Annotated in this window: 15 protein-coding genes and 2 pseudogenes; 2 read left to right on the forward strand and 15 right to left on the reverse strand. The window is 65.2% G+C overall.

Translation table 11 applies throughout. From position 1 onward, the window contains the following. Positions 1 to 37 precede the first annotated feature (37 nt). The 3 genes from ACLLJI_RS04495 to ACLLJI_RS04505 form a co-directional block, all read right to left on the reverse strand. Positions 38 to 997 carry a polyphosphate polymerase domain-containing protein gene (locus tag ACLLJI_RS04495; protein WP_434618415.1) on the reverse strand — a complete coding sequence of 320 codons (960 nt, stop codon included), beginning with the start codon at positions 995 to 997 and terminating at the stop codon, positions 38 to 40. After that, positions 994 to 1620 (reverse strand): DUF4956 domain-containing protein, encoded by a 627-nt coding sequence (locus tag ACLLJI_RS04500; protein WP_283559930.1) that lies wholly within the window; start codon positions 1618 to 1620, stop codon positions 994 to 996. The genes ACLLJI_RS04495 and ACLLJI_RS04500 overlap by 4 nt, the downstream gene beginning before the upstream one ends. Positions 1621 to 1768: 148 nt before the next feature. Next, positions 1769 to 2401 (reverse strand): Maf family protein, encoded by a 633-nt coding sequence (locus ACLLJI_RS04505; protein WP_434618418.1) that lies wholly within the window; start codon positions 2399 to 2401, stop codon positions 1769 to 1771. A 91-nt stretch (positions 2402 to 2492) separates the two neighbouring features. Between ACLLJI_RS04505 and ACLLJI_RS04510 the strand changes: the two genes are divergently transcribed. Further along, positions 2493 to 2765, forward strand: a complete 273-nt coding sequence (locus ACLLJI_RS04510; RefSeq protein WP_434618421.1) for a hypothetical protein — start codon at positions 2493 to 2495, stop codon at positions 2763 to 2765. A gap of 45 nt (positions 2766 to 2810) precedes the next feature. On the opposite strand, the pseudogene ACLLJI_RS04515 reads toward ACLLJI_RS04510, so the two are convergent. The 10 genes and pseudogenes from ACLLJI_RS04515 to ACLLJI_RS04560 form a co-directional block, all read right to left on the reverse strand. Continuing rightward, positions 2811 to 3228: pseudogene (locus ACLLJI_RS04515) on the reverse strand (DUF779 domain-containing protein). A 93-nt stretch (positions 3229 to 3321) separates the two neighbouring features. Next, positions 3322 to 4844: pseudogene (gene exaC / locus ACLLJI_RS04520) on the reverse strand (acetaldehyde dehydrogenase ExaC). Positions 4845 to 5001: 157 nt separating this feature from the next. Continuing rightward, on the reverse strand, positions 5002 to 5448 hold the full coding sequence (locus ACLLJI_RS04525) for a hypothetical protein (RefSeq protein WP_434618424.1): 447 nt from the start codon (positions 5446 to 5448) through the stop codon (positions 5002 to 5004). Continuing rightward, on the reverse strand, positions 5421 to 6320 hold the full coding sequence (locus tag ACLLJI_RS04530; RefSeq protein WP_434618427.1) for a hypothetical protein: 900 nt from the start codon (positions 6318 to 6320) through the stop codon (positions 5421 to 5423). Before ACLLJI_RS04530 ends, ACLLJI_RS04525 begins: the two co-directional genes overlap by 28 nt. An 8-nt stretch (positions 6321 to 6328) precedes the next feature. Next, a complete protein-coding gene (locus ACLLJI_RS04535; RefSeq protein ID WP_434618430.1) occupies positions 6329 to 6784 on the reverse strand; it encodes a VOC family protein in 456 nt (151 codons plus the stop codon). 151 nt (positions 6785 to 6935) lie between these two features. Then, on the reverse strand, positions 6936 to 9599 hold the full coding sequence (locus tag ACLLJI_RS04540; RefSeq protein WP_434618433.1) for an MMPL family transporter: 2664 nt from the start codon (positions 9597 to 9599) through the stop codon (positions 6936 to 6938). Positions 9600 to 9665: 66 nt separating this feature from the next. Beyond that, entirely contained in the window at positions 9666 to 10331 is a 666-nt protein-coding gene (locus ACLLJI_RS04545; protein WP_434618436.1) for a TetR/AcrR family transcriptional regulator, read from the reverse strand. A gap of 365 nt (positions 10332 to 10696) precedes the next feature. Next, complete coding sequence (locus ACLLJI_RS04550) at positions 10697 to 11137, reverse strand: VOC family protein (protein ID WP_434618439.1); 441 nt, start codon at positions 11135 to 11137, stop codon at positions 10697 to 10699. Positions 11138 to 11599: 462 nt separating this feature from the next. Further along, a complete protein-coding gene (locus ACLLJI_RS04555; RefSeq protein ID WP_434618442.1) occupies positions 11600 to 13039 on the reverse strand; it encodes a dicarboxylate/amino acid:cation symporter in 1440 nt (479 codons plus the stop codon). Between the two features lie 138 nt (positions 13040 to 13177). Continuing rightward, positions 13178 to 14902 carry a DUF885 domain-containing protein gene (locus ACLLJI_RS04560; protein ID WP_434618445.1) on the reverse strand — a complete coding sequence of 575 codons (1725 nt, stop codon included), beginning with the start codon at positions 14900 to 14902 and terminating at the stop codon, positions 13178 to 13180. A gap of 112 nt (positions 14903 to 15014) precedes the next feature. Here ACLLJI_RS04560 and ACLLJI_RS04565 point away from each other — a divergent pair, with 112 nt between their 5' ends. Continuing rightward, positions 15015 to 15494 (forward strand): hypothetical protein, encoded by a 480-nt coding sequence (locus tag ACLLJI_RS04565; protein WP_434618448.1) that lies wholly within the window; start codon positions 15015 to 15017, stop codon positions 15492 to 15494. A gap of 134 nt (positions 15495 to 15628) precedes the next feature. Here ACLLJI_RS04565 and ACLLJI_RS04570 read toward each other — a convergent pair whose 3' ends face one another. Then, complete coding sequence (locus tag ACLLJI_RS04570; protein WP_434618451.1) at positions 15629 to 15952, reverse strand: acyl-CoA carboxylase epsilon subunit; 324 nt, start codon at positions 15950 to 15952, stop codon at positions 15629 to 15631. After that, complete coding sequence (locus ACLLJI_RS04575; RefSeq protein ID WP_283562177.1) at positions 15949 to 17532, reverse strand: acyl-CoA carboxylase subunit beta; 1584 nt, start codon at positions 17530 to 17532, stop codon at positions 15949 to 15951. The genes ACLLJI_RS04570 and ACLLJI_RS04575 overlap by 4 nt, the downstream gene beginning before the upstream one ends. Between the last annotated feature and the right edge of the window lie 447 nt (positions 17533 to 17979).

Below are 17979 nucleotides of genomic sequence, written 5' to 3' on the forward strand. Positions count from 1 at the left end.
GCCTTGACCAAGGAGCAGAATTAACTACTTGCTGCCGTCAGTGACCCTGGCCCGCTTGCCCTGGCAGTTCCCGGCACCAGCCGAAGCTGTCCCGAAGCAGGCGGTTCCACCGGTTGGCAGGCAGATCTGGGTGGAGCAGGGCGATGCCCAGACAGTATTTACTCATGCTCACCGGCCGGATTCCCATGGCGGCCAGCGCCTGATCCGCCACACCGAAGCCATCCATCGTTTTGGTTTCCACCACCACCAGGTCGGGAGCCCGTACCGTCCGGTCCAGGTTGCCGAAAACCAGATCCACGTCGCAGGTCAGCCGCTCCCGGGTCAGCGGGTTTACCAGGGTTCCCCGGGTGTAGTCGGTGCTCAGCGACGGTTCAAGGATGGGCAGCGTCTGCCCGTAGTCGGCCTCGAGTTGCGCGGCCAAAAATTCCTCCGCCGCTTCCGTCAGTCCGGAACTGTCCTGCATCCGATAGGGCATCCGGTGCTTGACGGTTTCGCCCCGGTGACCTTTGAATTTCACTTCGAACATGCACAGACCGCTGTTCACATAAGTTCGGGTGCGCACCTTGAAGCGCCGGCGTCGTCCCTGCCGATGAGCCCGAAATTGCTCCAGCTCCGGGGTGTCAAAATACACCGATTCGTATTCGAACACCCGTCGCGTGCCGATCTCCAGGGCCCGGAAATCCTGACCGAGCGAGGCCGCCAGTCGGGCGAGCTCGTCGGGGGCGAGCAGGAACTTGCGGTCCACCCGGGTCTGCAGAGCCGCCTCGCTCATCACCTCGTTCAAAAGGATCGGGTCGCGCTCTGCCGTCACCGCGGCCAGAACAAGGAGCGACCTGGAACTGTCGGGCTGCACCGTCCGGTCGGGCTGTGCCGTCAGGTCGGGCTGCACCGTCAGGTCGGGCTGTGCCGTCAGGTCGGGCTGTGCCGTCGTGGCGGCCTGCCCGATTGGGTAGGCCTCCACCGCGGTGACGGTCGGGGAACCGAGATCGGCCGTCACTGCCGGATCCTGTCCGGCTCCAGAAGAAGTTGGGTGGACAGCGGACGCGGACCGGCGGCCAGATCGACGGCGCAGGACGGGGCTGACCTGAACCGGACGTCCACCACCGTGAGGTCACGGACGGTGTCCAGCTCGAGCACCACGGTGCGAAGGATTTTGGCGTTCAGCAGCCTCCCGAGGGCAGCGTGCAGCTGCTGTTCCACCGGATACGCCGCATCCAACGTCACTGTCTGGCGCCGGGTGTTGGCAGCGAACCGGGGATGATCGGCGAAGAACATGATCATCACCAGAGCGAACGATACCGACGGTGAGAACCAGAAGGGATCCGGATGCAGTCCGTTGATCAGCCCGATCGCGAGCGACATGAAGTAGTACGCGACCTCTTCCTGGGTGAGCGTGTCCGAGCGGAGCCGGATGATGGACAGGATACCGAACAGCCCCAAGCCCAATCCAAGTCCGGCATCGTTGCCGGAGAGCAGCATGGTCACCGCCATGATGCCCACATTCAAGGACACATACGCCAGGACCAGGTCGCGGCGGAAATGGCGGCGGAAGTAGACAGCGAAAACCAAAACACTGATGGCTGCAATGTCAGCAGCGGCGGCAATCCATAGATTGAGCATCGTTTCTCCCCTAAATCACTCTGACAGTCTCAGTGCCGGGTGCGGAGCGGCAGAGCCAAAGATAAGAGGACTATAAACCACTCCGGGCCGATAGCCCATGCGTAGACTGTGACGACTCGTTCCGCGCCTCGCCTGCGGTGTGGCGGCGTTATCGCCAGAGTTCGGTGATGCCGACGCCGGCGCTGGCGAGCAGGCTTCGCAGCGTGGACACAGACAGCCCGACGACGGCGTGCGGGTCACCGTCGATGCGGGTGATAAAAGCGCCGCCCAGGCTGTCGATGGTGAAGGAGCCAGCCACCTGCAGTGGCTCTCCGGTGGCGATATAGGCGTCCATTTCCTTCTCCGTCATCGCCGCGAAGTGAACCTCAGCGGAGGCGACCGCCCCGATCGTGGCGCCCGAGCCTCCGCCGGCAGCGGTCTCCCTGTTGTCCACCAACCAGTGGCCGGTGTGCAGGACGCCCGAATTGCCGCTCATGAGCGTCAGCCGCTCGCGCGCAACGTGGGCCTCGTATGGCTTTCCGTACGCCTGACCGTCGAGTTCGAAGACCGAATCGCAGCCGAGCACCAGCGCGCCCGCGGCCTCCGGGAGAGCCGCGACGGCCTCCGCCTTGGCCCGGGCCAGGAGCAGGGCCGTGTCGTGCGGATCGGTGATGCCGTAGCGGGCCGTCACCGCGTCCTCATCGACATCCGAAATCAGCACCTCGTGGGTGATGCCGGCTTCACGGAGAAGCTTGGTGCGGGCGGGGGACGCGGAGGCCAGAATGAGGCGAAGTTCAGTCACGCGTTCAAGCGTAGCCGCAGGTCGGCACCGGCATGCTGCGCGGGGCCGCTGCTCAGGGTGTTGGCGGAGCGGCTGCTGCTAAGTAGGCTCAGTGCTGACGGACGCCGGCTGGATATCGCACGGGTACGTCAATTTTTACCTTGTTGAGGGCGAGGGCGGGGTGACCATTGTTGACTCCGGGCTGCCCCCGATGTGGACCATGCTCCCGAAGTCCTTGGCCTTGCTGGGCTATGACCGCCGCGGGAGCCCTTCGGATCAAGGGTGTCCGGGAGCTGAGCCTCTGCGGCTTCCCGGTCATGGCGAACCGTGGACCCGGGGCGTCGAGGAGGCCGTGGACATTGCGCGCGGAAACGGCGCGGCTTGACGGCGGACGACGGCGGCAGGTGCGCGGCCTGACGACGGCGCCGGGTCAGGGTGTCGGCTCGAAACCTTCAACGAGCCGGGAGCGGATCAGGAACCGTACGCCTTCGGGCGCCTCGACCGAGAAGCCGCTGCCCCGGCCCTTGACGACGTCAACGGTCAGATGGGTATGGCACCAGTAGTTGAACTGCTCCTTGGACATCCAGAAGTCCAACGGCTTGGCTCCGGCCGGCTGGGCCAGCTCGAAGCGTCCGAGCAGAACATCCGAGTCTCCGGTGATGAATTCCCCCGCCGGGAAGCACATCGGGGAGGAGCCGTCACAGCAGCCGCCGGACTGGTGGAACATCAGGGGGCCGTGCTGGTCCCACAGCTTGAGCAGCAGCTCCACGGCCACCGGGGAGAGAGCCACGCGCGAGGATTGCTCGCCCGGGTATGGTCACCGCTGAGTCAAGCGGGGCTGTTGTCATGGAACGCATCCTGTTGGTTTTATTCCTGCAGTACCAAGGGCGCCGGGACCCTGCGCGGCGGCGGGATCAGCCGCTGCGCAGGTCCAGCACCGCTTAGAAGAAGCCGAGCTTGTTTTCCGAGTAGCTCACCAGCAGATTCTTGGTCTGCTGGTAGTGGTCCAGCATCATGGCGTGGTTTTCGCGCCCGATACCGGAGGACTTGTACCCGCCGAAGGCTGCACCCGCCGGATACGCGTGATAATTATTCACCCAGACGCGTCCGGCCTGGATTTCCCGGCCGGCACGGTACGCGACATTGCCGTTGCGGGACCAGACGCCGGCGCCGAGGCCATACAGCGTGTCGTTGGCGATGTGAAGCGCGTCTGCGTAGTCGCTGAACCGCGTCACCGCGAGCACCGGACCGAAAATCTCCTCCCGGAAGATCCGCATGTTGTTGGTGCCCTCGAAGATGGTCGGCTGGACATAGTAGCCTTCCGCCAGATCGCCGTCGAGCTCTGCCCGTGCACCGCCGGTGAGCAGCGTGGCGCCCTCTTGCTTGCCGATGTCCAGATAGGAGAGGATTTTCTCCAGCTGGTCATTGGAAGCCTGGGCGCCGAGCTGGGTGTTCGTGTCCAGCGGATTGCCCTGGATGATTTTCTCCGTCCGGGCAATCGCGTCCGCCATGAAGGAGTCGTACATGGACCCCTGGATCAGCGCCCGGGACGGACAGGTGCAGACCTCGCCCTGGTTGAAGGCGAAGAGTGTGAAGCCCTCCAGTGCCTTGTCATAGAAGGCGTCGTTGGCGTCCGCGACATCGGCAAAGAAGATATTCGGGCTCTTGCCGCCGAGCTCCAGCGTGACCGGAATCAAATTCTGGCTGGCATACTGACTGATCAGCCGCCCGGTGGTGGTTTCGCCGGTGAAGGCGATTTTACGGATCCGCGGGCTGGAGGCCAGCGGCTTGCCGGCCTCGACGCCGAACCCGTTGACAACATTCAGGACGCCGGCGGGCAGCAGGTCGTCGATCAGCTCCATCAGCACCAGAATCGAGGTCGGCGTCTGTTCCGCCGGTTTAAGCACGACGGCGTTGCCCGCGGCCAGCGCCGGGGCCAGCTTCCAGACGGCCATCAGGATCGGGAAGTTCCACGGGATGATCTGCCCGACCACGCCGAGCGGCTCATGATAATGGTAGGCGGTGGTGTCGTCATCGAGCTGCGACAGCCGGCCCTCCTGCGCCCGGACCGCGCTGGCAAAGTAGCGGAAGTGATCCGCGGCCAGCGGAATATCGGCGGCCAGGCATTCGCGGATCGGTTTGCCGTTGTCCCAGGTTTCGGCGACGGCGAGCAGTTCCAGGTTCTCGTCGATGCGGTCCGCGATCCTGTTCAGCACGGCGGCCCGTTCTGCCACCGGGGTTTTGCCCCAGGACGGAGCGATCTTGTGGGCCGCGTCGAGGGCCAATTCGATGTCCTCCGCGGTGCCGCGGGCCACCTCGCAGAAGGCCTTGCCGGTGACGGGGGAGATGTTCTCGAAGTACTGGCCCTTCACGGGGCCACCCACTCGCCGCCGATCCAGTTCTCGTACCGGTCCTTGAAGGTCACCTTGGCATCGGGCTGTCCGGGCTGGGCGTAAACGGTCATTGTTTGTGCTCCATCGTACGATCGTGCGGACGTCGTCGTCCTTGCTGCGTCGTCCTTGTGTTGCACAGCGTAGGCCTGGGAAGGTTGCATTCACGTTGCACGGGCGGCTGCGGCTGCTCCATCCCGGTCTGCGGTGAAGGCGCGGCTGAAGCGCCGGTCAACCGGACGCGGCCTGCAGCCGTTCCAGCTGGTCGACGATGCCGGCGCGCCGAGGTGAGCGCGCCGGCAACAGGCGCAGAGCGGTGAGCCAGGCGTCGTCGTCCTCCCGTGCCTCCGGAAGCTGAAGGTAGGCCAGCAGAACCTCCACGCCGGCATGGCTGAGCACGGCTTCGCGCAGCAGACCGGAGACGCGGTGCCGCAGCTCGACGACGGCCGGCGCCTCGGAAGACGGAAGGACCTGGCCGCGGTAGACACGAAGGGCAAGGCGATGCGCACCGCGGTTCAGATATTCGAGCACCTGCTGGGCATCAACCACCAGCTCCGTCGGCGACCGGTAGGGCCGCGATTCCGGGACCATGCCTTGTCCGTGCGCGAGCAGCAGCCGCCGCAGCCGCACCAGCTCGGCGCGGACCGTGGTCACGGGCGTACCCTGCGGGTAAACCATGGCGCCAGCTCGTCCGCGGGAAGACCGGCCGGGTTCAGGGCCAGGACCGTAAGGATTTCCGTGTGCCGTTCACTGAGCTTGACCGGGCGCCCGTTGAGGTTGAGCACACATTGGTCCCGGCCGAGGATGTGGAGGCTGTCGCGGCCGGCGTCCGGCCCGGCCCTCGCGGGCCTGCGGGCCTGCCGTCCGGATTCCACGGTCCCTCCTTGCAGGCGTTGGATCCGCAGCTCGGCCTGGGCGGCCGCCACCGTGGCGTTCACGAGCGAGAGCGTGTGCCGGGCAACGGCCTCGCTGCCGCCGGTGACATCAACGATGCCCAGCACGGACCCGGAGTCCGGATCATGCAGCGGCACCGCCGTGCAGCTCCACTGATGAACGCCGAAATTGAAGTGCTCCGCACCGGCAATTTGGATGCTCTTGTCCGTGGCCAGCGCGGCGCCGGGAGCACTGGTGCCGACGGCGGCCTCGGACCAGTCCGCCCCTTCGACGAAGTTGATCCGGGTCGCCTTGGCCCGTGAATCCTGGTCGCCTTGCACCCACAGCAACCTGCCGTGCTGGTCACCGATGGCGACCAGCAGCCCGGTGTCGTGGCTTGGCTGGACGAGGAGTTGGGCGATGACGGGCAAAACAGCGGCCATCGGATGGCCACCTCGGTAGATTTCGAATTCTTCATCGTCCCAGAGAAGCGGCGGTCGGGCAGCCGCTGGTGCTTGAAGGTACCGCAGCGATCGCTCCCAGGATGCGCGCACCTCTGGCCGCAGCCCATCGGCCCGCAGCGAGCCACCCAGAAGGCCGCCGGGAAGATTCTCGTGCGCGGCGAACGCACCGGGCTCAATGGCAGCCCATGTGAACGGGCGGCTGTGTGATTCCATCTGCGGCTTCAGGACTCTGCCGGCGGAGTCCGAGGTTCGCCCCGGTAGGTGCCAAAGGTCCAGTGGTTTCCCTCGGTGTCACTGGCCGAGAAATCCAGGCTGCCGTAGTCCGTTTGTGCCGGTTCCGTCACCGCCAGGCCGCCGTGGTCCAGCACCCGCCGATGCAGGGAAGGGATATCCGAGCACACCACATAGGCGGCAAAGGTGCCCGGTTCCAGGGTGAAGGGGCCCGCCGGCTTATAGCTGCCCAGCATGATGCCCCCGCCCTCGGGCCAGTCCAGCTGGGCGTGGGCCACGGCCTCCCCGTCCATATAGACGGCCGTTCGGAGGAAACCGAAGCAGTCCACGAGGTAATCGATCAGGGCGACGGCGTCGCGGGCCTGCAGGGCCGGCCAGACATTCGGGGCGGGGACGGCTGCAGGGGTGGTTGCGGACGGATTCGCGCCCGCCTGAGTTTCGGACATGTCCTCAGTATCCGCCGTCGGTGTCCGCCTGGCTAGGACTCGCCCATCCTCGGACACCGAATCCAGTGTGGTGATCTGCCCCTCCACGGAGGATTTTAGCGGCGGGTCTCCACGCTCGCCCCAGCGGGCGGGTGGGTGTGGAGAGGACGGCTCAGGAAGTGGTGTCCACCAACTCGCCGGGCGCCCCCTCGGCCGCCCCATCGGCGGCGTCGCCCGGGTGTGTCCCGTCGGTGCGGACCGTGGATTTCTCCAGCTTGGCGCCCTCAACATCCACGTCCGGCAGAATCCTGTCCAGCCAGCGCGGGATCCACCAGGCGCTCTTGTCCAGCAGGTGCATGGCCGCCGGGATGATGGTCATCCGGACCACGAAGGCATCCAGCAGCACACCGAAGGCCATCGCGAAGCCCAGCGGCCGGACCATGGTCAGATGGCTGAAGATGAAACCGGCGAAGACGCTGGTCATGATGATGGCGGCGGCCACCACCACCCGGGCGGCGTGGCTGAAGCCGGTCCGCACCGCCTGCTTGGCGCTCTGACCGTGGACGTACGCCTCACGCATGCCGGAGACAATGAACACCTGATAATCCATCGCCAGGCCGAAGAGCACGCCAATCAGAATGATGGGCAGGAAGCTGAGCACCGCCCCCGGGTTGGGAACGTCGAAGATGGCACTGAGCCAGCCCCACTGATACACCGCCACCACGCCTCCGAACGCCGCCGCGAGGGACAGCAGGAAGCCGGCGGTGGCCAGGATCGGCACCAGGATGGAGCGGAAGACCAGCAGCAGCAGCACCAGCGAGAGGCCGACGACGACGACCAGGTACAGCGGAAGGGCGTCACCGAGCTTGTTGGAGACGTCCACGTTGGCAGCCGTCTGTCCGGTCAGCCCGATGGTGACACCTGTATCTTTGCTGATCTGAGCGCCCTTGGCCCGCAGATCGGCGACAACCTGGACGGTGCTGGCGCTGGCCGGCCCCTCGGTGGGGACGATCTGGAACACCGCGGTCCGGCGGTTCTCGCTGAGGGCAGCCGGTACCGCCGCAACGACATTGGGGACCGAGCGCAGTTCGTCGGCCACCTTCAGCTCCAGTGCCTGGGCGTCGGTGGCATTCAGCCCTGCAGGCAGCGAGCCAACGACGATGATGGGCCCGTTAACGCCCTCGCCGAAGTTCTTCCCGGTCAGCTGGTAGGCCTGATAGGCGCTGGAATCCACGGGCTCCGAGCCGCCATCCGGCAGGGCCAGCCGCAGGCCCGCTGCCGGGAGGGCGACAATGCCGAGCGCGACGACGGCCGTGACGAGGGTGAGCACGGGGTGCCGGGTAACGAACCCGCCCCAGCCCTTGCCGCTCTTGGCCGTGTCCGCAGTGGCGTCGTCCGCCGCGACGTGTCTTCCATGCTGCGCCGTGGCTTTGGCCCAGGCACGTTTGGAAATCAGTTTGGTCCCGATCAGGCCCAGCAGTGCCGGGGTAAGGGTCAAGGCCACAATGACCGCAACGGCGACGGTGGCCGCGGCTGCGACGCCCATCACGCCCAGGAACGGCAGCCCGGAGACGGTCAGGGCGGAGAGTGCAATGACCACCGTCAGTCCGGCAAACAGCACGGCGTTACCCGAGGTGCCGGTGGCCTTGGCCACGGACTCCTCAAGAGCCATTCCAGTCAGCAGTTGTTGCCGGTGCCGGTTGACGATAAACAGCGAATAATCGATTCCGACGGCCAAGCCGAGCATCAGCGCGAGGATGGGCGAGATGGAGGACATCTCGACCACGCCGCTGAGGGCAAAGCCGCCGCCCACCCCGACGGCGACTCCGATAATGGCCATGATGAGCGGCAGCCCAGCGGCGACCATGGTGCCCAGCATGAGGATCAGCACGGCAGCGGCCACGGCGATGCCAATGACTTCGGCGGTGCCGAAGATTTCCGAAACGTCCTGGGTGATTTCCTTGCTCGGATACACCCGCACGCCGGATGCCGCGGCCTGCTGCACGGCTGCCTGGAGTTGGGTGCGGACCTCGGGGCTGACGCCGTCGATCGAACCGGTGAACTGGATCTGGGCGATCGCGGCCTGCCCGTTGGCGGAGACGAAACGGATGGCCTGCGAGGCCGTGGCCTGCTGCTTGCCCAGATCGAGGGTGGCGCGCTGGCGCGCAACTTCGGCCACGCCGTCGTCGTACGTTTTTTTGTTCTGGTCGTAGCTGGCCTGCCCCGCTGCCAGCTGCTGCCGGCCCAGGTTGATCCGGGCCTGCGCAGCGGCCAGTTGGGACTGCTGGGCGGCGGTGCTGGCGCTGCCCGATGCTGCTGCGGCAGCCTTCTGTTGGTCCAGCTGCCGCTGGCCCGCGTCCAGGTTCTGCGCCGATGACGTCAGCTGGGCCGCGGCGGCGTCAAGCTGCGGTTTGCCGGCATCGAGCTTGGCTTGGGCATCGGTGAGCTTCGCTTCGCCGTCGGCAATCTGGCCGGCGGCGCCGTCGAGGGTGGCCTGCGTGCTGAAGGGATCCGTGACGCCGCGGATGTCCTGGACCGTCGCGGCCTTTTTCAGGGCGACGCTGATGGCGTCCTTCTGCGCCTGCGTGAAGGGAGTTCCGCCGGCACTGGCGAAGACAACGCTGCCGCTGCCGCCGGAGGACTGGGGCAGATCGGCCTTGAGCTTGTCGGCCACCTGTTGGGTTTCGGTGCCGGGGATCTTGAAGCTGTTGGACGTCTGGCCGTGGAAAAGCAGTGCGGAACCGCCCACCAGCACCACAATAAGTGCCCATGCGGATATCACCCACCAGTGGCGTCGGGCAGAGAATTTGCCGAGGCGGTAGAGCAGCAAGGCCATGATGGTTCCGTTTCTTGATGGGTGGATGTTCAGCTGCGGTGGATGTTGCCTGCACTGAAGCAGAAGTCAGCTGTGGAAGCCGGTCCGCAGGTGGCCGATGGCGCTGACGAGAAGCTCCCGAAGCTGTGCGAGCGAGGCGGGGCTGATGTCCTCACCGTGACGTCGGAACCAAACCTCGACCGCCGCGCGACCGCAGGCAATCACCGACTGGACGAGGGCGTGCAGGTAGAGCTCGCCATTGGCATCCAGGGGGGTGGAGCCTGGCGCGGCACCCGCGGCCGCGTCGAGTCCGCCGAGGCGGCTCCCGATTGCGGTGATGATTTTGCTGCTGCAGTTATCCCAGGCCTCGAGTTGGAAGCGGGAGAGTTGCGCGTCGCCCTGGGTGAGCGCGAAGGTTTCGGCCAGAGTGGCCAGATCCTTGGGTTCGACGGCGGTCAGCGCATGTTGCGCGGATTCCAGCAATGCCTCGTCCCGCGGACGCAGGAGGAGCTGCTCGATGACGGTGCCCAGATATTTCTGCGTGAAGCTGGCGATGGCCGCTTCCGGGCTGGAGAAGTAATTGAAGAAAGTGCGACGCGAAACACCTGCCGCATTGGCGACGTCATCGGCGGTGAAGCCGTTCATGCCTTTGGCCCGCAGCAGCTTCAGCGCGGCCGTCGCTATGGCCTCCCGGGTGGCGGCCTTGTTCAACTCGCGCCGGGACGGGATGGCGGCTTCCTCTACGATTGTCACGGTTCCACGATAAAGGCAAAGGTGCACTCGGTGCAAGTTATGCAGTGAGTGCAAGGAGTGTGGGTTTCAGTACTTGGCGCCACAGGGTTGTTTGAGGTGTGGGGCAGTCACAGCGGTCGTTGATAACAAATGGAGATGTATCTCCTAGCATTGGCCTATGCAGCAGCTGATTAGCCGAGTTGAGGAGTCTCTGGCAGCGGCGGTCAAGGAACATGCCCCGTGGGATCGTCGCTACGGCTCCCGGCTACGCCTCGGGCCTCGTGTCGTCGGAACGTGACGAGCGGTGATCATCTACATCGACACCTGCGCGAGATTTGCCGAATTGAGAATGCTTCTAGAACCTCTCCGTTTAGTCGAGGCAGAACTTAGTCGAGGCAGAACTCGTTTCCCTCCGGATCGTGCATCGTGATGAAACCGGACTCCATCGTCGCCTTGTCGGGCTCGACCCGATAGGCGCGAATCGCACCGAGCGCCTCCAATCGATTGGCCTCGGTTTCGAGGACGTTCATCCGATCGTCACCCTCGAGGCCGGGCGCCACACGTACATCGAGGTGAAGCCGATTCTTGACGACCTTGCCCTCAGGCACGCGTTGGAAGAAGACGCGCGCATGTGGGCCCTCGATGGGGAGGATCGCTGAACGTGAGTTCCACTGGTCGCGCGGCACGCCAAACGCTTCGAGGGCCGCATCCCACGAGTTGAATCCGTCGGGCGGCGGTTGCACCCGGTAGCCGAGCAACTCGGCCCAGAAGGCCGCCAGCCCAGCGGGGTCGGCGCAGTCGAACGTGATTTGCACTTCTTTCGTCATGGACTGATTCTCGCAAGACGACCAATCGACCACAAGCATGGTCCTATGGACGACGACGAACTGAAGGCAGCCCACTTCGACGCTGGACCGCGTGGTGGGGGACTCGATATACAGCGGTGCGCTTCCCTGCTTGGAACCGGGCCGGCGGCCCGTTCAAGGACGGCCTAAACCAGGCGAGGAAGTACGTCGCCTCCTCCAGCCCCGACGCCGACCTGCCCTGGCCGAACTCCACGCTCCTCAGCGGCGACGTCCCCGCTGAAGTAGCTGCACTGCGTGGGACGGAGCTACTGATAGAACGAGCGGTCAGGGACAAGCCGAACAACTGAGCTGCTACGCACGCCGACGGGACGCTTCGCCGACGGCAGCCTTCGTCGGATGTGAACGCCGGCCCCAAATATAAGAGCCCGTCACATCGGCTGGGCGGCTGATGCAGCGGGCTCTTACGGTGTGCTTGCGGCGGAACTACACGCGGGACAGTTCCTTGTCGCGGGCATCCGCGGCCTCTGCCGCACCGGCGACGTTCGCCGCATCCTCTGCGGGCGTGTCGTCGGCGAACGGGTCGCCGTTCCGCGGAGCGTTGTACAGGGCCAGATCGAGGATTCCCTGGCGCTTGGCCACGATGGTCGGAACCAGAGCCTGGCCGGCAACATTGACAGCGGTGCGCCCCATGTCCATGATGGGGTCGATGGCCAAAAGCAGCCCGACGCCGGCAAGCGGCAGGCCGAGGGTGGAGAGCGTCAATGTCAGCATGACGACGGCGCCGGTGGTCCCGGCCGTTGCGGCGGAGCCGAGGACGGAGACCAGCACGATCAGCAGGTACTGGCTCAGCTCAAGATGGATGCCGAAGAACTGCGCCACGAAGATGGCGGCGACTGCCGGGTAGATGGCCGCACAGCCGTCCATCTTGGTGGTCGCACCCAGCGGGACGGCGAAGGACGCGTAGCCGCGGGGGACGCCGAGGCTGCGCTCGGTGACGCGCTGCGTGAGCGGAAGGGTGCCAATCGAAGACCGGGAGACGAAACCGAGCTGAACCGCGGGCCAGACGCCGGAGAAGTACGCCTTGATGGACAACCCGTGGCTGCGGATCAGGATCGGGTAGACCACGAACAGCACCAGCACGAGCCCGGCGTAGATGGCCACGGTGAATTTCCCCAGCGAACCGATGGTGTCCCAGCCGTAGGTCGAGACGGCGTGGCCGATCAGGCCGACAGTGCCGATCGGGGCCACCCGGATGACCCACCAGAGCAGCTTCTGGATCACGGCGAGGGCGGAAGCGTTGAGTTTCAGGAACGGGTCCGCAGCCTTGCCGACCTTCAAGGCGGCGATGCCGACGACGATGGCAATCACCAGGATTTGCAGCACGTTAAAGCTGATGGAGGTGGTGACGGTCCCAGACTGTGCCACCGTCGAATTTGCGCCCAAACCCAGGAAGTTCTTGGGGAACAAGCCCGTCAAGAAGGACCACCAGTCTCCGGTTTTGCCGGTGTAGCTGGTGGGGGCGGTCTTGTCGGTGCCGGCGCCCGGCTGAAACAGCAGACCCAGGCCGATGCCGATGCTCACAGCGATCAGCGCGGTGACGGCGAACCAGAGCAGCGTGTTCCACGCGAGTTTCGCCGCATTGGCGACTTGGCTCAGATTCGCGATGGAGCTGACGACGGCGGTAAAAATGAGCGGGACGACGGCGGCCTGCAGCAGCGAGACATAGCTGCTGCCAATGGTGGTCAGTGCCGTGCCCAGCCCATTCGGGACGGCCTGAGGACCCGTACCCAAGGATTTGGCGATCAGGCCCAGTGCCAGGCCGATGATGAGCGCGGCGATGATCTGGACGCCAAAGGATGCAGCCCACTTAGGCAGCTTACGGCCGGGCTTGTGGACGGTGGGGTTCTGGGCGGTTGAAGTCACTCCCATACGCTATGACCGAGCCGATAGCATATTCCAGTCCATGTTGCGAATTATGACGACCGTGATTTATTCCCGAGGCCGCCAGATCGGCGCCATCCGGCGCATTTTTGGGTATTCCTCGATCTGCTGTGAAGAACCTCACCCCAGAAGGGCAGCCTTAAGCGAGTCCAGACCGACGGAGCCAAGATTGAGCGCCTGAGTGTGGAAGGCCTTAAGATCAAAATCCGCACCCTCCCGCAGCCGGCACTCGTCGCGTATCTGTTCCCATATCCGCTGTCCGATCTTGTATGACGGCGCCTGCCCGGGCCAGCCCAGATACCGGTTGAACTCGAAGTCCAGCTGACCGGCACTGATGTCCAGATTCTGCTGCAGGAATGCAAGCCCCGTCTCAGACGTCCAGGTTCCCTGCCCCCAGGCCGGCGGGATCTGCAGCTCCAGATGAACCCCGATGTCGAAGACCACGCGCGCGGCTCTCATCCGCTGACCATCCAGCATGCCCATCCTGTCGCCCGGATCGGAGAGATAACCCAGTTGGTCCATCAGCCGCTCGGCGTAGAGTGCCCAGCCCTCGCCGTGTCCGGAGACCCAGCAGGCGTTGCGCCGCCATGTATTCAGCAGCCCGCTTTGGTACGTGGTGGTGGCCACCTGCAGATGGTGCCCCGGCACGCCCTCATGATAAACCGTCGTTGTCTCCGCCCAAGTGGTAAAGGAAGCCTCGCCAGCCGGAACCGACCACCACATCCGGCCCGGGCGGGAGAAATCCTCACTGGGACCGGTGTAGTAAATGCCGCCCTCCTGGGTCGGTGCGATTCTGCATTCGAGCGTGCGCATGATGTGTGGAATGTCGAAGTGCACGCCGGCCAGCTCCGCCACCGCCTTGTCCGCAAGCTCCTGCATCCAGTCCCGCAGCGCCGCGGTTCCCTGCAGCTGGCGCGCCGGATCCGCATTCAGGACCTCCTTGGCCTCCGCAATGCCGGCACCGGGATTAATCTGTTCGGCCACCTGCTGCTGCTCGGCGATGATCCGTTCCAGCTCCTCGACGCCCCAGGCATACGTTTCTTCAAGGTCGACTGCGGAACCCAGGAAAGCGCGCGAGGCCAGTTCGTAGCGCTCACGGCCGACGGCGTCCTTCGCCGGTGCCGCGGTCAGCAGCTCGCCACGAAGGAAATCGGTGAGTGATTGATAGGCCCGGCGCGCTGACTGCGCGCCGTCGGCCAACCGGCTGGCGGTATCCGCCGGAAGCACGCTCCCGGTTTCGGCGCCGCCGTCGGCCGCTTCAGGCCGGTCGAGCCGTGCATTGGCCGCCAGGGTGACGAAAAATCCGTCCTCGGCAGCATGCCGTTCGGCCTGTTCAATCACGTTCTCCACCTGCCGGCGGGCAGCGACGAGACCGCACCCGGCACCGGCCCGCAGGGACTCGATGTAGCCGTCCATCGCTGCCGGAACGTTGGCCAGCCGACCGGCAATGTGTTCCCACTGCTCCACCGTGGCCGTGGGCATCAGATCGAAAATGGCACGGATGTTCTGGGCCGGGCAGGCGATGTTATTCAGGTCCGCCAGATTCCAGCCGGTGGCATGCAGCTCCAGCTCCAGTCCGAGCCGCTCGCGCATCGCATGCAGCGTGGTCGCGTCCACGCCGTCCTCCGGCTCCAGGGCGGCCAGATGGTCCAGCGTCTGCCTAGCCGCGGCAGCCATGGCATCGTGCCCGGCCGGGGAATAGTCGCGGTACTCGGTTTCGTGGCCGGGGAGCCCCAGCTCCGTGGCGAAACCGGGATCCAGCTCCAGCAGCCGGTTCGTGTAGGCATCGGCTACGGCGTCGATGACGGTGGGCGTGCGGGTCGGTTTCAGCGCGTCGTTAGTCACCCGGACGAGCCTACCGCCAGAGTTTTTCCATAGGAAGGACAGCTTCGCCAGTACGATGGCCACCATTCGCGGAGGGGTGCCACAGCGACACCATCCATGGTAGACCGGAGTCATGAAACTGGTACGAGGTATGCTTTGCGGCGCCGCAGCAGGAGCCGCCGGCACCACCGCCCTGAACGCCGTCACCTATCTGGACATGGTCCTGCGCGGTCGACCGACCAGCGATACTCCCGAAAAGACGGTGGAAAAGGTCGCTGAGGTTGCCCACCTGAAAATTCCCGGCAGCGGCGAAGAACGGAAGAACCGAGTGGCCGGGCTGGGACCGATGACAGGGCTGGCGGCGGGGATCGGTGTGGGCGCCATCTTTGGGTGTGCACGTTCCGCTGGTCTGCATCCGGGGCCGGCAACCAGCGCCCTGCTGGCCGCTGCGGCCGCGATGGCCGGCGCGGACGGGCCGATGAGTGCGCTGGGCATCACCGACCCGAAATCCTGGTCCGTTGTGGACTGGATGAGTGACATCATCCCGCACCTTGCCTACGGAGCCGTGACTGCCGCGCTGCTCCGCGAACTGCTGCCCGCACGCAGGGCCTGACGCGCCGCCCCGGAGTTCGGTTCGGTAGCTCCAGCGGCCAGGCCACAGTCCTTCCGCAAACCTGCATGCACTGATTGCAGTGCATGCACTGCAATCAGTGCATGCAGGATCACGCTGCGGATGGCCGCCAGCCGTTATGCCCGGCTGCGGCGCCATGCTCCAGGCCCTGGCTTCGGGGCGAGGTTCAGCGCCGCGCGGCGCACCCAATGACGTTGCGCGGGGCGTACGGGGGCGTCGTCTTCGGCCGGCTGTAGAGAGAACACGACGGCGGCCAGTGCGGCCAGTTCCTCGGCCGACGGCGTGCCCCTGAGGATCTGCAGGACCGGGGTCTCGGCGGGCTTGACCCGCGGTTGGGGTTCGGCCACCGGGGTGGGTTCGGCAGAGAGGCCGCCACGCGGCCGTGACCGGCCTTGGTCGACCATCGGCTCGGTGGCCGGTTGGGAGGTGTCGGTACTCATAGCGGAATGTTTCCGTGTTTTTTTGCCGGCAGGCTGGCCCGCTTGTCCCGCAGCGCGCGCAGGCCCCGCACCAGGGCGATCCGGGTGTCCGACGGCGCAATGACGGCGTCGACGTAACCCAGCTGGGCGGCCTGATAGGGGTTGAGCAGCTCCTCTTCATACTGGCGGACGACGTCCTGGCGCTTCTGCTCAACATCTCCGCCGGCCTCGCCGACGGCGGCCAGCTCGCGGCGGTACAGGATATTCACCGCTCCCTGGGCTCCCATCACGCCGATTTGGGCGGTGGGCCACGCCAGGTTCAGGTCCGCGCCGAGCTTCTTGGAACCCATCACGATGTACGCTCCGCCATAGGCTTTGCGGGTAATGACGGTCAGCTTCGGAACGGTCGCCTCGGCGTAGGCATAGAGCAGTTTGGCCCCGCGGCGGATGATGCCCTGGAACTCCTGGTCCTTCCCGGGCAGGAAACCGGGCACGTCCACGAGGGTGATGATCGGGATGTTGAACGCGTCGCAGTGCCGGACGAAGCGGGCGCCCTTCTCCGAGGCGTTAATGTCCAGCGTGCCCGCGAACTGCATGGGTTGGTTGGCCACTATGCCGACGGTGTGTCCCTCAACGCGGCCGTAGCCGATGATGATGTTCGGCGCGTACAGGGCCTGCATTTCCAAGAAATGACCGTCGTCGACGATCTGTTCAATCACCGCGCACATGTCGTAGGGGTGATTGGCGGAGTCCGGAACCAGAGCATCCAAGGCCAGATCGCCGTCGTCGACCTCCAATTCCTGCTCGTGTTCCGTGACGGGACCCTCGGCCAGGTTGTTGGATGGCAGGAAATCCAGCAGCTCGCGGACAAACTCGACGGCGTCGGCCTCATCCGTGGCGAGGTAGGTGGAGGTCCCCGTGGTGGCGTTGTGCTGGCGGGCGCCGCCGAGGGTCTCCATGTCCACGTCCTCGCCGGTGACGGTTTTGATCACGTCGGGGCCGGTGATGAACATGTGGCTGGTTTTGTCCACCATGATGACGTAATCGGTCAGCGCGGGGGAGTACGCGGCGCCGCCGGCGGAGGGACCCATGATCAGTGAAATCTGCGGGACCACTCCTGAGGCATGGACGTTGTTGCGGAAGATGTCGGCGAACATGGCCAGCGAGGCGACGCCCTCTTGAATGCGGGCGCCGCCGCCGTCCAGGATGCCGACGACGGGGCAGCCGTTGCGGAGGGCGAATTCCTGGACCTTGACGATTTTTTCGCCATTTACCTGGCTGAGCGAGCCCCCGTAAACGGTGAAGTCCTGGCTGTAGACCGCGATGGGCCGGCCGTCCACGGTTCCGTATCCGGATACCAGGCCGTCGCCCAAGGGTTTCTTCTTCTCCATGCCGAAGGCCGTGGACCGGTGTATTGCCAGGGCATCGAACTCGGTGAAGGAGCCCGGATCGATCAACATGTCGATGCGCTCGCGGGCGGTGTGCTTGCCCCGGGCGTGCTGCTTTTCGACGGCGGCAGGGCCGGAAGGCTGCTCGGCCGCCGTCAGCCGGTCACGGAAATCCGCGATCTTGCCTGCGGTTGTCGTCAGATCATGGCTCATATGCTCTCCGGCTCGGTTGGCTGTTCAGGTTCTTAGGTCAGGTGCTGCAGTCAGTAAGTTTTCGGTCCGGCCCGCACGCACGGCCAGCGGCGCGTTAACCAGCGGCGCGTTAAGTAGGAAACAAACAAAGCAGGGAACGTCCTCCCCAGTCTAATGAGGGATCGGCTGGCTATCTGTGTAGCAAACCTACAATTTCACCGCGATTCACTATCGCGGTTCAGTGCGGCCGGGGCCATGTTACTGATCAGTAATACAACTATTGATCGGGGATTAGCCTGGGTCCATGAGCACTTTATCCAGTTCAGGCGGTACGTCCTCATGCCGAGGTGACGCATTCTGCAGGGGACGCCGGGACGCCGGGGCGGACGCCGCCGGGGCCCAGGCCGCTGGGTCGTACCATGTCGGCAACGGCCGGTCGCAAGGTGAGGGAACGAGGAAAGTTCATAC

The organism is Arthrobacter sp. A5, assembly GCF_051131705.1.
Classification (GTDB): domain Bacteria; phylum Actinomycetota; class Actinomycetes; order Actinomycetales; family Micrococcaceae; genus Arthrobacter_M.

What these genes read in the sequence shown, in the direction of transcription:
- ACLLJI_RS04500 (WP_283559930.1), bottom strand. Translation starts at nt 1,620, where the DNA reads ATGCTCAATCTATGGATTGCCGCCGCTGCTGACATTGCAGCCATCAGT.
- ACLLJI_RS04525 (WP_434618424.1), bottom strand. Translation starts at nt 5,448, where the DNA reads ATGGTTTACCCGCAGGGTACGCCCGTGACCACGGTCCGCGCCGAGCTG.
- ACLLJI_RS04530 (WP_434618427.1), bottom strand. Translation starts at nt 6,320, where the DNA reads ATGGAATCACACAGCCGCCCGTTCACATGGGCTGCCATTGAGCCCGGT.
- ACLLJI_RS04535 (WP_434618430.1), bottom strand. Translation starts at nt 6,784, where the DNA reads ATGTCCGAAACTCAGGCGGGCGCGAATCCGTCCGCAACCACCCCTGCA.
- ACLLJI_RS04540 (WP_434618433.1), bottom strand. Translation starts at nt 9,599, where the DNA reads ATGGCCTTGCTGCTCTACCGCCTCGGCAAATTCTCTGCCCGACGCCAC.
- ACLLJI_RS04550 (WP_434618439.1), bottom strand. Translation starts at nt 11,137, where the DNA reads ATGACGAAAGAAGTGCAAATCACGTTCGACTGCGCCGACCCCGCTGGG.
- ACLLJI_RS04565 (WP_434618448.1), top strand. Translation starts at nt 15,015, where the DNA reads ATGAAACTGGTACGAGGTATGCTTTGCGGCGCCGCAGCAGGAGCCGCC.
- ACLLJI_RS04570 (WP_434618451.1), bottom strand. Translation starts at nt 15,952, where the DNA reads ATGAGTACCGACACCTCCCAACCGGCCACCGAGCCGATGGTCGACCAA.
- ACLLJI_RS04575 (WP_283562177.1), bottom strand. Translation starts at nt 17,532, where the DNA reads ATGAGCCATGATCTGACGACAACCGCAGGCAAGATCGCGGATTTCCGT.